General features: G+C 32.6%; 14 protein-coding genes. 7 read left to right on the top strand and 7 right to left on the bottom strand.

From position 1 onward, the window contains the following. Nucleotides 1-28 precede the first annotated feature (28 nt). From IEV72_RS06250 to purN, 7 genes are all read right to left on the bottom strand, one after another. Nucleotides 29-967, bottom strand: a complete 939-nt coding sequence (locus IEV72_RS06250) for a sulfotransferase family protein (RefSeq protein WP_188458247.1) — start codon at nucleotides 965-967, stop codon at nucleotides 29-31. Beyond that, a complete protein-coding gene (locus IEV72_RS06255) occupies nucleotides 964-2,289 on the bottom strand; it encodes an oligosaccharide flippase family protein (RefSeq protein WP_188458248.1) in 1,326 nt (441 codons plus the stop codon). Before IEV72_RS06255 ends, IEV72_RS06250 begins: the two co-directional genes overlap by 4 nt. Nucleotides 2,290-2,350: 61 nt before the next feature. Continuing rightward, nucleotides 2,351-3,316 carry a bMERB family protein gene (locus tag IEV72_RS06260; RefSeq protein WP_188458249.1) on the bottom strand — a complete coding sequence of 322 codons (966 nt, stop codon included), beginning with the start codon at nucleotides 3,314-3,316 and terminating at the stop codon, nucleotides 2,351-2,353. Nucleotides 3,317-3,433: 117 nt separating this feature from the next. Beyond that, nucleotides 3,434-5,332, bottom strand: coding sequence for an amidophosphoribosyltransferase (locus IEV72_RS06265; protein WP_188458250.1), 1,899 nt, complete (start codon nucleotides 5,330-5,332; stop codon nucleotides 3,434-3,436). Between the two features lie 44 nt (nucleotides 5,333-5,376). Continuing rightward, entirely contained in the window at nucleotides 5,377-6,309 is a 933-nt protein-coding gene (locus IEV72_RS06270; protein ID WP_188458251.1) for a PfkB family carbohydrate kinase, read from the bottom strand. A gap of 62 nt (nucleotides 6,310-6,371) precedes the next feature. Next, on the bottom strand, nucleotides 6,372-6,986 hold the full coding sequence (locus IEV72_RS06275) for a ribonuclease H1 domain-containing protein (protein ID WP_188458252.1): 615 nt from the start codon (nucleotides 6,984-6,986) through the stop codon (nucleotides 6,372-6,374). Between the two features lie 3 nt (nucleotides 6,987-6,989). After that, nucleotides 6,990-7,577: a phosphoribosylglycinamide formyltransferase gene (gene purN, locus IEV72_RS06280; RefSeq protein ID WP_188458253.1), complete on the bottom strand. Its 588-nt coding sequence runs from the start codon at nucleotides 7,575-7,577 to the stop codon at nucleotides 6,990-6,992. 158 nt (nucleotides 7,578-7,735) lie between these two features. Between purN and IEV72_RS06285 the strand changes: the two genes are divergently transcribed. From IEV72_RS06285 to IEV72_RS06315, 7 genes are all read left to right on the top strand, one after another. Next, a complete protein-coding gene (locus tag IEV72_RS06285) occupies nucleotides 7,736-7,972 on the top strand; it encodes an acyl carrier protein (RefSeq protein ID WP_188404730.1) in 237 nt (78 codons plus the stop codon). Between the two features lie 15 nt (nucleotides 7,973-7,987). After that, nucleotides 7,988-9,238 (top strand): beta-ketoacyl-ACP synthase II, encoded by a 1,251-nt coding sequence (gene fabF / locus IEV72_RS06290; protein ID WP_188458254.1) that lies wholly within the window; start codon nucleotides 7,988-7,990, stop codon nucleotides 9,236-9,238. A 12-nt stretch (nucleotides 9,239-9,250) separates the two neighbouring features. Continuing rightward, nucleotides 9,251-9,982: a ribonuclease III gene (rnc, locus tag IEV72_RS06295; RefSeq protein WP_188458255.1), complete on the top strand. Its 732-nt coding sequence runs from the start codon at nucleotides 9,251-9,253 to the stop codon at nucleotides 9,980-9,982. Nucleotides 9,983-10,043: 61 nt separating this feature from the next. Next, nucleotides 10,044-10,538, top strand: a complete 495-nt coding sequence (locus IEV72_RS06300) for an IPExxxVDY family protein (RefSeq protein WP_188458256.1) — start codon at nucleotides 10,044-10,046, stop codon at nucleotides 10,536-10,538. Next, the gene (gene pyk / locus IEV72_RS06305) at nucleotides 10,538-11,968 is read left to right on the top strand and encodes a pyruvate kinase (protein WP_188458257.1); all 1,431 of its coding nucleotides are present in this window, start codon (nucleotides 10,538-10,540) and stop codon (nucleotides 11,966-11,968) included. Before IEV72_RS06300 ends, pyk begins: the two co-directional genes overlap by 1 nt. A gap of 78 nt (nucleotides 11,969-12,046) precedes the next feature. Next, nucleotides 12,047-13,459 carry an alpha/beta hydrolase family protein gene (locus tag IEV72_RS06310; protein ID WP_188458258.1) on the top strand — a complete coding sequence of 471 codons (1,413 nt, stop codon included), beginning with the start codon at nucleotides 12,047-12,049 and terminating at the stop codon, nucleotides 13,457-13,459. A gap of 90 nt (nucleotides 13,460-13,549) precedes the next feature. Then, nucleotides 13,550-14,446 (top strand): carboxypeptidase-like regulatory domain-containing protein, encoded by an 897-nt coding sequence (locus IEV72_RS06315; protein ID WP_188458259.1) that lies wholly within the window; start codon nucleotides 13,550-13,552, stop codon nucleotides 14,444-14,446. Nucleotide 14,447 lies beyond the last annotated feature (1 nt).

Genomic DNA, 14,447 nt, shown 5'->3' on the forward strand with positions numbered 1-14,447 from the left:
CGAAATCATTGCTTTCATACCAGTTAATTTATGATAATTTGTTCAATCTTTTATCAATTTTAATAACTTGATTTTTTGTTAGTAATTTTTTCCATTTACCTATACTCTTTGTGTTTAATGGATTTCCAATATTGTTATGATGCTCGTGAACATTTACATCACCTAATTCGTTCTTTTTATTCCAAAACTCAAGCATTTTTTCTGAATACGATATGTTTAAAAAGTCACAAACATGCTGTAAATTAACAATAGGCTTACTAACTAAGTCTTCATAATTCACTTCAATAATCTGATTTACAGAAGTGTGTTTTCTCAAGAAATTTATTTTTTTATGACATATTTCATAGAAATATAATGCTTGGTTCAAGTCTTTATAAATGTTGTTTTTTAAGGCCGATGAAATTGCGTCTTTTGGGTTTCTTTTGATGTATATAAATTTAGCATTAGGGTATACTTTCAATAACTTATCGATAAATCTTAAATTTACTGGGGTTTTATCTCCCCACTTCATGTATTTGTTGTGTTTTTGAATTGTATAGTCTTTATAAATTTCGTTTATAATGTGAGAAAGTGTTTGTTTACTTGTGGGTAAGTTTCTGATGTTTTTTTTGGCATTTATTAAATCTATCTCCCAAGTAAAAAATTCTGGATAAGATTCAAATTCACCCACAATAATACTTGTTAAGTCTGACCAAGGTAAAAAATTATATTTTTTGTGAAGTTTAATTAATCTAGGCAATACGTATGATTCTGGCGGTATAGACACTTCTTCTCCAGAAATTAACATAGACCTTAAAAGTGTATTACCAGATCTACCATAACCAATAATAAAAAATGGCTCCTCAAAATCATGAGAAGTAGTTAGTTTTTTTCTTGAAAATAAAAACCTTACTACCAAGTTTAGTTTTAATACTAAACTAACTACAGATAATGGTAAAAAATATTTTAGCCATGAATTTATTTTCATGATTTGATAATAATTTTTTGAAATGGGTTAAAATAAGATGTAATATTTAATTTAATTTTTAAATACATAGCTCCTGCTAAATTCCAAAACATCATGCTTAATACTGTAGCGGTTGCAGCTCCAATTCCACCATAAATAGGTGTTAGAATAAATGTAGCTATTAAATTAAGTGCTAAAGCAATTAAAACAATGTTTTGATAAACTTTCTGCTTTCCCATCATTTGTAAAATAACTCCTACAGAACCTGAGAAAGAGTTTACAAACTGTCCAAAACAAAATATAAATAAAATAGTACTACCTGCAAGGAATTCTTCTCCAAATAATGCCAATAAAAAATCATTAAATAAAATGATGAAAATGATTACTATACAACATATAGTAAAATTAAGTTTAGTTGAAAATAAAATTAATTTTTTAAAATTATCTATTTCTTTTTTCCAATAACTCTTCGCAATCTTAGGAGCTAAAATAGAATTGATAGCTTCTAATGAAAAACTAGCTAAAGTTGCTACTTTTAGACTAACATTATAAATACCAATTTCGGTATCTGTTTCATATATTCCCATAACAAATGTATCCATCCAACCTAACAATATTAGTATGGATGATGAAAACATCATGGGCAAAGCATTTTTAGTAAAAACCCAAGAACTAGTAACGTTTTTAAAATGAATTTTCTTCATTTTAAAAACCACCCAAGTAAAACTTAAGAAGAAAGAGATTAAAACACCAAAAAAATGAGCCTGTATTACTATTATTGGATTGTTTATTACAGTATATAAAGCAAGCAAGATTAAAAGCGAAAATAAAAATCGGCTTGGGTTATAAAAAAAAGCAAAAGCATTAGTTTGCTTTTTTGCTCGAAGATAGCCTGAACATACATGGTTAGCAGACCAAAATGGAATTGCAGCTAAAATCCATGGTAGATATGGTAATAACTGTGGCTTGGGTTCTTTAAAAATATAATAAACAAACTCATACCTAAATAAATAAAGCAAAATAGCAATTATTGAACTGAAAAGTAAGGACTTCAATATTGATTTAAAAAAAAGTCCTGTTTCTTTGTCATTACTATCATCTGAAAAGAATTTCAGTACATTAGTATCTAAGCCAAGCTTTCCAACTACACTCAATATTAGGAAAATTGAAAAACACAAAGCAATGAGCCCATATGTGTTTGCTCCAAATTTAACTGTGATAAATAACGTAAACAGATATCCAATTATCGTACCGCCTAACTTTAATAATAAAAAAGAGAATCCTTTTGATAGGATTTCCTTTAAATCTACATCTTGAAATACTGATTTAATTTTATTTATCAAGTTAAACTTTTAAACCATTAATTTTAGTAAATATGTGTATACTTATAAGCCAAAATATAGCTTATAACAAAGTGATGACTTTTCTTCTTAGGTAAATAAACAAGAATATGAAGCAATAAATTCCTACAAAAAGAAAGGGAACAATTTTAAATGAAAAATTATAAGATCGATCCATAATACCGGTTGTTTTATCAACTAGTGCAATTACGTCTTCTTCGGTTGCAAGCCTTCTTAATAAATCAAAATCGTTGACAAAAAGAGATCTTTTTCTATCAATTAACTCACTTATTTCCTGTGAACCTGAAAAGCTTAAACCTTGATTAGATAATTGCGGACTTGGATTTTTTTGCACATAAGCAATAACAGAATCAATCTGTCTTCGCATTAACTTGTTTTCTTCCAGTTGATCTTGTGTTTTAATATAAATAAGTTCTTTTTGTTTTTGATAAAATGAATTTGAATTTAAGTAATCAAAAAACTGCATGGTAATAGTTTCGTTGTCTTCATCTCCTTTTACAAGTATTCTAATCTTATGTTGAGTATAATTTATTTTATTAACATCATCTTCAAAAAAAGAAGCATTTCCGTTTTCAACAAATAAGACTTTAAAGGTTTCTTGAATTTCTTCAGACTCACTTACTAAACCATATACATCAACAACAGGCTCAATTTCTATTTCCTTTACTTTCTTATAATTAGCACCAAAAATATCACTAAGAAAAATACTGTCGCCACTTATAATTTTCTTATTAACGGCATTTACCTTATCATAGACATACTGAGTACTTTTATAATTTGGCTGAACTAAAAGTTCATTTAAATGTGTTTTTTCTGAAGTTTTAGCAAAGTACAATCCAACTGCAACACCAAGAATTCCTACTATAATTAAAGGATATTTATGCTTCCAAAAAAATTGAATAATTTGAACAATACCAATCAGTATTGACTTAAAGAAAGACTTTATCTTATCGAACAAAACCCCCAAATCAATTTCTTCGTTAGTTTGGGTTGGATTATTTTCAGCCATACTTGAATTTTTAAAACGGCAAATTTAACTTTATTTTAATGAAAACGCAGCCTTCTACTTAATAGTATATAAAAAAGTAGAAAGGTTGCGCTGAAGCTTGTTAATGTTTGGTTTTTGCTAGTATGAACGGTCTTTTTTCCCTTCAACAAAATTCATAAAGGCTTGGTTTACCACACGGTTTCCGCCCGGAGTTGGATAATCTCCAGTAAAATACCAGTCGCCTAGGTTTTTAGGACAAGCTTGATGCAATTTATCTACGCTTTGGTAAATCACTTTCACTTCTGCATTGATGGAACCTTCACTTAGCAATTCGGCTATTTTAGTCGAAATTTCTTTATCGCTAAAAGGAGCGTAAATTTCTTTTACAAAATTCTGGATTTCCGCTGTTGGCAATTCTTTTTGCAACAAACATTTTTGATATACATCATCTATTATTTGCTTTTTATTATTGTCTTTTAGCAAATGAATGGCCGCTTGAAAAGCTACAAAATCTTCTAACCTTGCCATATCAATTCCGTAGCAATCCGGATAACGAATTTGCGGTGCAGATGAAACAATAATGATTTTCTTGGGTTGCAAACGATCTAACATTTTTAAAATGCTCTTCTTCAACGTGGTTCCGCGTACAATACTATCATCTATCACCACTAAATTGTCTGTAGATTTTACTACGCCGTACGTAACATCGTAAACGTGGGCAACTAAATCGTCTCTACTGGAATCTTCCGTAATAAACGTTCGTAGTTTCGCATCTTTTACCGCAATTTTTTCGGTTCGTAAACGGTGTGACAAAATCTCGTTCAGGCGTTCATCGGTTAAGTTTTCTTTTTCCGCTAAAATGGCTTCATTTTTTTGTCGGCTCAATTCGTCTTGGGCGGCTTCAACCATTCCGTAAAACGAAGTTTCTGCTGTATTCGGAATAAATGAAAATACTGTGTTTACCGTGTCGTAATTTATAGCTTCTAAAACTTCAGGCATGAGCAATCTTCCTAATTCCTTACGCTCTTTGTAAATTTCTGCATCGCTTCCGCGTGAAAAATAAATCCGTTCAAAAGAACAAGCTTTGCGTTCGGTGGGTTCAAGTATTTTTGAAATATAGCTCGACCCATCTTTTCGGGTAATTAAAGCATGTCCCGGTTCTAATTCTATTACGTCTTCAAAAGCAACATTAAAAGCCGTTTGAATTACCGGTCGTTCTGAAGCTACCACAACTACTTCATCGTCTTTGTAATAATAAGCTGGTCTGATTCCTGCGGGATCGCGCAGCACAAAACTATCGCCATGACCTAACATTCCAGCTAATACATAACCGCCATCCCAATCCTTAGACGATTTTCTTAGGATTTTATGCACTTTAATTTGCTCGATAATATGTGGTGAAGCTTGTTTTTTATTGAAGCCTTCTGCTTTCAATTTCTTGTATAATTTTCGTACTTCTGAATCTAAGAAGTGTCCAATCTTTTCCATTACCGTAATGGTATCGGCTTTTTCTTTAGGATGCTGACCCAATTCTACTAAATTTTGAAACAATTCAGTAACGTTAGTCATATTAAAGTTACCTGCTAAAATCAGGTTTCGGTGCATCCAATTGTTTTGGCGCAAAAATGGGTGAACGCTTTCTATACTGTTTTTTCCATAAGTTCCGTAACGAACGTGACCTAAAAAAACTTCGCCTAAATAAGGTAATTTTTCCTTTTGTAATTCTACATCTTCGTGGTATTCGGGATGCAACTTCATCTCGGTATTAATGCGCTCATTAATTTGAGAAAAAATATCTTGTATAGGTTGTGCCGCGTTAGAACGAACTCTACTAATGTAACGCGTTCCCGGTTTCATATTGAGTTTAATACTGGCTAAACCCGCTCCATCTTGTCCGCGGTTGTGTTGCTTTTCCAGCATCAAATACATTTTATTGATGCCATAAAAAGCGGTACCGTACTTTTCTTTATAAAAGCTAAGTGGTTTTTGTAATCTTAGTAATGCTATTCCGCATTCGTGTTTTATTGCGTCGCTCATGGTAAAATAGAATAGAAAAAAGCCCCAATAATTTGGGGCAGCATTTATTTAGTTAAGTTTATTTCGAATTGAGTTAAAGCTTTAAAGTGCTTTAAACGCTCTTTTACTTCATTTTTATCTAGGTTTTGCATGCGTTCTGTTCCAAATTTCTCTACACAAAAGGAAGCTAAATTAGAACCGTGAATTACTGCATTTTTCATATTTTCAAAACTGATGTCTTTGGAATTGGCTAAGTAACCTGTAAATCCGCCAGCAAAGGTATCTCCAGCTCCAGTTGGGTCAAAAACTTCTTCTAACGGAAGTGCTGGCGCAAAAAACATTTCTTCGTTATGAAACAATAAAGCGCCGTGTTCTCCTTTTTTGATTACCACGTGATTCGGTCCCATATCTCGAATTGCACGAGCGGCTTTCACTAAAGAATATTCGCCAGAAAGCTGTCGAGCTTCTTCATCATTAATGGTAATTACATCTACTTTAGCAATGACTTCTTTCAATAAATCTAAAGTGGTATCCATCCAAAAGTTCATGGTATCTAAAACCACCAATTTGGGTTTTCTGAGTTGATCGATTACACTTAATTGCACAGCTGGATGCAAATTTCCCAACATTACAATTTCAGCATCTTGAAATTTTTCGGGCACTTTTGGTTGAAAATCAGCTAAGACATTTAATTGTGTATCTAAAGTGTCTCGGGAATTCATATCATTATGATACCGCCCGCTCCAAAAAAAAGTTTTACCGCCTGGAACTACTTCAAGTCCTTCTAGGTTAATTCCGTTGTTAGTAAGTAAGTCTAAGTTTTCTTGTGGAAAATCATCTCCTACAATAGAAACAATTCCAGCATCTACTTTTTTATATTGGGCTGCAGCTAAAGCGATGTAAGTTGCTGCACCACCGAGTATTTTATCCGTTTTTCCGAAAGGTGTTTCTATGGCATCGAAGGCAACAGTACCTACGATTAGTAATTGATGAGACATAGTTTTAATTTTTTGCAAATATACGCTTTTACATATTACTTATCAGGCTAAAAAAACAAGACTTACTTCCTTCCAAAATCAGCAGGAATTTCTCCCCATTTTTTGGTTTCCCATTTTAAAATAGGAGTTGAAAATTGGTTTTGTTTTAGCCATAACTCGGCACGCTGAATTAAATTGAAAAGCTTTTCGTTTTGGGCATTCGGTTTCAACTTGGTTTTGCATTTTTTTTGCTTCACCCAAGAAATGGCAATTTTTGAATCTGAATAAATGGAAATATCATATTTCTTTTCCTTCACCAAAGCTAAGGCATGCACTAAAGCAAGAAATTCTCCTACATTATTGGTTCCATTTAAAAATGGACCTTTTTTAAAAAGCACTTGTTTGGTTTTAGTCACCACACCTTGGTATTCCATTTTACCCGGATTACCGCTACAAGCTGCATCTACGGCGATAGAATTGAAATCAATTTCATTTAAAAACGCGGGATTAATTTTGCCTTCTTGTTTTTTATAGCCAAAATAACCCATATTAAAAGCATCTTTGGCTTCAGTTAAACTCTTAAAAGACTTATACTTTGCATTGGGATAATTTGCAATGTACTTTTTGCATTCTTCCCAAGAATTGTAAATTCCCAGTTCAAAACCTTCCCAAACTACATAGAATTTTTGTTTTGCCATAAGTTACTTTCCTTCTAGCAATTCATGAATTACTTTTGGGTAATGCCGGTATTCTAAAACTCGAATTTTATCGCGTAGACTTCGTAAAGTATCGTTGGGCTCTACTTCTACTTCTTTTTGAAAAATAATTTCTCCATCGTCATACACTTCATTTACATAATGTATAGTAATGCCCGATTTCTTCTCTTTGTTTTCTAAAACCGCTTTGTGCACGTGGTCTCCATACATTCCTTTTCCGCCGTAATCAGGCAACAAAGCAGGATGAATATTAATGATTTGTTTAGGAAAAGCTTCAATTAAAAATTGGGGTATTTTCCATAGAAATCCAGCAAGGACAATTAATTCTGGGTTAATTTCTTTCAGCAATTGAAGCACTTCTTCGCTACCTTGGAAGCTGTATTTATCAAAATGAGCCGCTTTTACATCATGAAAGTGTGCTTTTTCTAAAACTTCTGCTTTAGCATTGTTGGATAAAACAAGTGATACTTCAACTTGACTAGGTGTTCTGTCAAAATAATTTATAATATTTTCCGCATTGGTTCCCGTTCCCGATGCAAAAATCACAATCTTTTTAGTTTTTATTGTATTCATTCTCAATTAGGTTAAGCTTTAGTTGTGAATTTTTATTAGGTTGATAGTGTGTATATTCAGTAAATTTAATTATTTTTAATCACATTTTTGGCATTAAAACTTGTTTTCAATTAAAAGTTTTTATTTTTGCCAACTGTATAAACTTAAAATTAATAATCATGTCAGACATTGCATCAAGAGTAAAAGCCATTATCGTTGACAAACTAGGAGTAGACGAAAATGAAGTAGTAAGTGAAGCTAGCTTTACAAACGACTTAGGTGCGGATTCTTTAGATACCGTAGAACTTATTATGGAATTTGAAAAAGAATTTGATATCCAAATACCAGACGACCAAGCAGAAAACATTGCTACCGTTGGTCAAGCCACTTCTTATATTGAAGAAGCAAAAAAATAAATAATATTTAATTTCATGGAATTAAAGCGAGTTGTTGTTACAGGTATGGGTGCGCTCACGCCTATCGGTAATAATTTAAATGAATATTGGACTGCTCTTATAGAAGGTAAAAGCGGTTCAGCGCCCATTACGTATTACAATACCGAAAAGTTTAAAACCAAATTCGCTTGTGAAATTAAAAACTTCAACACAGAAGATTTCTTTGATCGAAAAGAAGTTAGGCGTCTTGACAAATTTGCTCAATATGCTATTGTAGCTGCAGATGAAGCTATAAAAGATTCTGAATTAAATTTAGATGTTGTAGACAAATACCGAGTGGGCGTAATTTGGGGTGCTGGAATTGGCGGCTTAGAAACTTTTCAAAACGAAGTGATTTCTTATGCCAAAGGCGATGGCACACCACGATTTAATCCTTTCTTTATTCCTAAAATGATAGCCGATATTGCTCCTGGTAATATTTCTATCAAACATGGTTTCATGGGACCCAACTACACTACCGTTTCAGCCTGTGCATCTTCTGCAAACGCAATGATTGATGCGCTAAACTCTATTCGTTTAGGCTACACCGATGTGGTTGTAACGGGTGGAAGTGAAGCTGCAGTAACCGAAGCAGGAATGGGTGGATTTAACGCCATGCACGCGCTTTCAACCAGAAACGAAAATCCACAAACGGCTTCGCGTCCCTTTGATGCAACTCGTGACGGATTTGTACTGGGCGAAGGAGCTGGAGCTTTGGTATTAGAAGAATACGAACACGCTAAAGCAAGAGGTGCAAAAATTTATGCAGAACTTGTTGGCGGTGGTTTGTCTTCAGACGCTTACCACATGACGGCACCACATCCTGATGGAATTGGTGTAATTGCCGTTATGAAAAATTGTTTACAAAATGCAGGCTTAAAACCTGAAGATGTAGATGCCATTAATACGCACGGTACTTCTACACCACTTGGTGATGTGGCAGAATTAAAAGCTATTAAAGAAGTTTTTGGCGAACATGCTAAAAACATCAATATTAATTCTACCAAATCTATGACAGGGCACTTATTGGGTGCAGCTGGAGCAATTGAAGCCATCGCTTCTATTTTAGCGATGAAACACAATATTGTTCCTCCAACCATAAATCATGAAGTAGCAGATGAAAACATAGATCCAGAATTGAATCTAACTTTAAACAAGGCACAAAAACGAGAATTAAACATTGTAATGAGCAATACTTTCGGGTTTGGCGGTCACAATGCTTGTGTTGTCTTTAAAAAGTTAGAGTAATTTTTAGATCGGATGAGTTTCTTGAATAAAATAATCAAATCCCGTTCTGAAAAGAACGGGATTCTTTATGCTAAAATCGTACCTATTTTAGGTTTTAAACCCAAAAATATTTCCATTTATGAAAAGGCATTTATTCACTCTTCAGCAAAAAAATTAGACAGTTTTGGCAACGAAGTGAATTACGAACGCTTAGAGTTTTTAGGCGATTCTATCTTAGGAGCCGTTATTTCCTGCTACCTTTTTGATGAAGCACCACACGGTGACGAAGGCTATCTAACTAAAATGAGATCGAAAATTGTAAGTCGAAAAAACTTAAATCAGTTGGGAGAAGATTTAAATTTAATTGATTTACTGATTTCTAAAGTGAGCAATAAACACGTAGGAAAAAACATACATGGGAATTTATTTGAAGCTTTAGTAGGTGCAATTTATTTAGACAAAGGTTACAAATTTTGCGAAACCTTTATTTATTCAAAAATTATTGAACCGCATGTAGATTTAAAAAAGTTGGAAGGTAAAGTAATTAGCTACAAAAGTTTAATGATAGAATGGTGCCAAAAAATGCATTATCAATTTGAGTACCAAAATAACGAAGAAGACGGCTTGGATGGTTTGAAGTATTTTGAAGTAAAACTATTTATCAACAACGAAAATATTTCGAAAGCACGAGAAGTCTCAAAGAAAAAGGCAGAAGAGAAGGCATCTAGGCGTGCTTACTATGTGCTTCAAAATCATATTGATTAGCAAATTATTTTTTTAGTTGCTGATATCTCCGTACTTTTAACATTCTTTGTTATACAACAAAATGAAAAAGAATAAGTTGATGCTTGACGAGTTAGTAAGTACAGACTTTTTATTGGTTGGAATTAATGCTTCAACAGAAATGTATCAGTTAGCTTATTTCATCAACAAAGAAGTAAACATCAACTTACAGAGAGCAGAATTTGATATTGATTTTTATTACAAAGATGCAATTGCTCTTTTTCCTTGGTACGAATACTATTCAAAAGAATTGCAAAGTAAAGTATACTTTGTAGCCAACAAATCGTATAGCAGAGAACAAAAATTAAACCCTACAGGAAATCTATTTTCTAAAGAAACAAATGAAGAATACCGAATTCGGCATTTAATTCCTGAACTAAAAACAGTAGATTATTTTATAAAAATAGAAGAAGCAACATTAGACCAAGTAAATTACAAAAGTCTGTTGTATCAGCTTAATTCTATAAAACAAATTGCAACAGCTTATCAAATTGATAACAACATAATTAAAACACCAGAAAACTTAATATTTCATTAATGGACAAACTTAAAAAAACTAAAATTGTAGCAACCCTAGGACCCGCCACTTCAGAAAAGTCTGTGTTACGAGAAATGCTAGAAGAAGGAGCTAATATTTTTAGAATTAATTTTTCTCATGCTGATTACGAAGACGTAAAAGAGCGAGTAAAAATGATTCGAGAATTAAACGAAGAATACGGCTTAAATGCTGGAATTCTTGCCGATTTACAAGGCCCAAAATTACGTGTAGGCAAGATGAAAGAAGATGTAATGGTAAGCAAAGGAGACACCATTACCTTTAAAACGGGAAAGGAATTTGAAGGAGACGCCAACCAAGTGTTCATGAATTATGAAACTTTCCCTCAAGACGTAAATCCGGGAGAACGCATTTTGCTAGACGATGGTAAATTGATTTTTGAAGTAGTTTCTACCAACCGAAAAGATGCTGTTGAAACCAAAGTTGTTCAAGGTGGACCTTTAAAATCTAGAAAAGGAGTTAACTTACCCAATACAAAAATTTCGCTTCCTGCCTTAACTGAAAAAGATATAAAAGACGCAAAATTTGCTTGCGAGTTAGAAGTAGATTGGATTGCTTTGTCTTTTGTGCGCTATGCAAGTGATTTAAAAATATTACAAAAACTAATCAAAAAGCACAGCAAGTATAAAATACCAATAGTTGCTAAAATTGAAAAGCCAGAAGGCGTAACCAACATCGATAAAATTATTGCATATTGTGATGGTTTAATGGTTGCTCGTGGCGACTTAGGTGTAGAAGTTCCTGCGCACGAAGTGCCATTAATTCAGAAAAAATTAGTGCTGAAAGCCAAAGAAGCTCGTATTCCAGTAATCATTGCCACACAAATGATGGAAACCATGATTACCAGCTTAACGCCAACACGTGCAGAAGTAAACGATGTGGCTAACTCTGTAATGGATGGTGCAGATGCTGTTATGCTTAGCGGAGAAACTTCTGTTGGGAAATACCCTGTTCAGGTTATTCAGAAAATGAGTCAAGTAATTAAAAGTGTAGAAAATTCTCCTTTAATTAGAGTTCCACAACAAGCACCACACATTCGCACAAAACGCTATATTACTAAATCTATTTGTTATCATGCTGCGGTTATGGCAAACGAAATTAAAGCAAGTGCTATTTGTACACTTACCAATAGTGGTTACACTGCTTTTCAAATTTCAGCTTGGAGACCTAGCGCAGATATTTTAGCCTTTACTTCTAATAAACGTATTCTAACACAATTGAGTTTACTTTGGGGTGTAAATGCGTTTTACTATGACAAATTTAGCAGCACAGACGAAACGATTAAAGATGTAAACGATATGGCTAAAAAACACGGCTTTGTGGCTGCTGGAGATTTTTCAATTAACTTAGCTGCCATGCCTATCGAAGATAAAGGAATGGTTAATACATTACGTATTTCTGAAATAGAATAAAACTTAATTCAGATTTCATTTAAGGCGAATACAAGTTTCAAAGAATTGATGTACTTTTAGCATAAATTTCAATTCCTTATGAAAATTTGTATTCGTTTTTTATTTGCAATAATCTGCCTTTTATCCGTACAACTTCATGCTCAAATTGATGGCACTTGGTATTCTAATTTATCTACACAAGGAATACATATTCCACTGGTGTTTCATTTTGAAGCTACAGAAAATAACCAATGGACAGGCAAATTAGATAGTCCAGAACAAAAATCTTTCGGTATTCCAATTGATAAAGTTTCTTTTAAAAATGATAGTTTACAACTACAAATTAAAGCTTTAGGAATTAGCTATGAGGGAAAGTTAATTGAAGGGCAAATTCAAGGTGTATTTAAACAAGGTGCTTTAGCAGCAAAGTTAGATTTAGACAGAACAAAAAAACAGGTTGAAGAGAAAAAGCTAAATAGACCACAAGAACCTCAACCACCTTTTCCCTATCATGAAGAAGAAGTTCAGTTTTTAAATAAAAAAGATAGCATTTGGTTAGCAGGAACACTTACCTATCCTAAAAATAAAACCAATTTCCCAATTGTAGTCATGATTTCTGGAAGCGGTGCGCAAGATCGAAATTCTGAGATTTTAGGACACAAACCATTTTTAGTTGCAGCAGATTACTTCACCCGGAATGGCATTGGTGTTTTACGCTATGATGATCGGGGAACAGCAGCTTCAGAAGGAGATTTTAGCAGCGCAACTTCTAAAGATTTTATGGAAGATGTTTATGCTGCTGTTGAATTTTTGAAAAATGACGAACGATTTACTTCCAATACCATTGGTTTATATGGCCACAGCGAAGGTGGAATGATTGCTCCATTACTTGCAGATTCCTACAAAAATACGGTGGACTTTTTAGTATTGTTAGCTCCACCAACTATACCCATAAGTGAATTAATGTTAAAACAACAAGAGTTGGTCAGCTTATCTTCTGGAATTGGAAGCGATGAAATTGCATTGAATGCACAAATTAATAAAGCTGCTTACCAAATAATTAATCAGCATGAAATAGACCAAATTGAAAGTCTTGCTGAAAATTTAAACACATATTTTAAAAGTGTAACAGCAGAGTATCCAGAAATTGGAGGCAGTATGGGTTTGACAAATGAGCAGTACATTAAAACCATGGTAAGTGCTTACACCAATCCGTGGATGGTTTACTTTTTAAAGTACAAGCCTGAAAATTATTTAAAAAATTTAGAATTACCCATTTTGGCAATTTTTGCTGAAAAAGATATGCAAGTTTCAGCTAAAGAAAATGCAGATAAAATGAAAAGCATTATTCTTAAAAAGAACAAGAAAAACGAAGTGATTACTTTTTCGAAGAAAAATCACTTATTCCAAACTTCAGAAACAGGTGATGTTTCAGAATATGCAGAAATTGAAGAAACCATCTCTGAAGAAGTGCTGCAAAAAGTGAAGAATTGGGTTTTATCGCTAAATTAATCCTATATACTTCAGAAAAAATATTTCTAATATGTAAAGAATGCTATTCGTGTCTTAGTGGGTTTTAACTTGTACTTACATCAATTTGATATGAAAATATTGTTTTTTATCTTTTTCAGTACATTTTACTTCCAAGTTAATTCTCAAAAACTGGAAGGTTATGTAATTGATATCACGAATGAAAACAAATTATCTTTCGTAAATATTGCATTTAAAAATTTGGATAAAGGGACTTACTCAAATCAAGATGGCTATTATACAATAAATTTAAAAGAAGTTGATTTTGGAGATTCATTAATTGTTTCTCATATCGGATATGAAACTAAATCTTTTAAACTTTCAGATTTCAAAAAAGATAAGAATAACAATCTAAATATTAAGCTAGTACCAAAAAACGATTTTCTTAATGAAGTGTATATTTCAGATAAAAAAACAAAGTATAATTGGTTTGCTGACAACCTAGGAACTAATAAAAAAACAGTTTTTACGTCTTCAGTACCATTTGGTTATGAAGTTTCTGTTTTTATAAATAACAAAAAACGAAAGTTAGCAAAATTAGAAGAATTAAAATTGAAATTTAAAAAACAAGACGAAACCTTATTTGATTTATATAAAACTTATTACAGAATTTCATTCTACAAAAAAGATGAAAACAATTTCCCTGGAGAACTACTTTCATATGAAAACATAATTATTCGACCTGAGAATAAGAATAAAACGATTAAGATCAACTTAAAGAACAAAAACTTATTTCTACCTAAGGACGGTTTTTTTATTGGAGTAGAAACGATAAATCCAAACGACACTTCACCTAAAAATAGCATGTATTTAACCTATCCGAATTTATTGTATACACATTCGGAAGAAAAAATCACTTTTAAAAGATATCGTGGCAAAAAATGGAATAAAGACTATATGAAATCTGTTTTTAAAAAGGACTATTTTAAAGTGCCATATATAAATTTGAAAGTTAAATATGTGAAATAAA

The organism is Psychroflexus planctonicus, from assembly GCF_014640195.1.
GTDB classification, from domain to species: Bacteria; Bacteroidota; Bacteroidia; order Flavobacteriales; family Flavobacteriaceae; genus Psychroflexus; species Psychroflexus planctonicus.

What these genes read in the sequence shown, in the direction of transcription:
- IEV72_RS06250 (WP_188458247.1), bottom strand. Translation starts at nt 967, where the DNA reads ATGAAAATAAATTCATGGCTAAAATATTTTTTACCATTATCTGTAGTT.
- IEV72_RS06260 (WP_188458249.1), bottom strand. Translation starts at nt 3,316, where the DNA reads ATGGCTGAAAATAATCCAACCCAAACTAACGAAGAAATTGATTTGGGG.
- IEV72_RS06265 (WP_188458250.1), bottom strand. Translation starts at nt 5,332, where the DNA reads ATGAGCGACGCAATAAAACACGAATGCGGAATAGCATTACTAAGATTA.
- IEV72_RS06270 (WP_188458251.1), bottom strand. Translation starts at nt 6,309, where the DNA reads ATGTCTCATCAATTACTAATCGTAGGTACTGTTGCCTTCGATGCCATA.
- IEV72_RS06275 (WP_188458252.1), bottom strand. Translation starts at nt 6,986, where the DNA reads ATGGCAAAACAAAAATTCTATGTAGTTTGGGAAGGTTTTGAACTGGGA.
- purN (WP_188458253.1), bottom strand. Translation starts at nt 7,577, where the DNA reads ATGAATACAATAAAAACTAAAAAGATTGTGATTTTTGCATCGGGAACG.
- IEV72_RS06285 (WP_188404730.1), top strand. Translation starts at nt 7,736, where the DNA reads ATGTCAGACATTGCATCAAGAGTAAAAGCCATTATCGTTGACAAACTA.
- fabF (WP_188458254.1), top strand. Translation starts at nt 7,988, where the DNA reads ATGGAATTAAAGCGAGTTGTTGTTACAGGTATGGGTGCGCTCACGCCT.
- rnc (WP_188458255.1), top strand. Translation starts at nt 9,251, where the DNA reads ATGAGTTTCTTGAATAAAATAATCAAATCCCGTTCTGAAAAGAACGGG.
- IEV72_RS06300 (WP_188458256.1), top strand. Translation starts at nt 10,044, where the DNA reads ATGAAAAAGAATAAGTTGATGCTTGACGAGTTAGTAAGTACAGACTTT.
- pyk (WP_188458257.1), top strand. Translation starts at nt 10,538, where the DNA reads ATGGACAAACTTAAAAAAACTAAAATTGTAGCAACCCTAGGACCCGCC.
- IEV72_RS06310 (WP_188458258.1), top strand. Translation starts at nt 12,047, where the DNA reads ATGAAAATTTGTATTCGTTTTTTATTTGCAATAATCTGCCTTTTATCC.
- IEV72_RS06315 (WP_188458259.1), top strand. Translation starts at nt 13,550, where the DNA reads ATGAAAATATTGTTTTTTATCTTTTTCAGTACATTTTACTTCCAAGTT.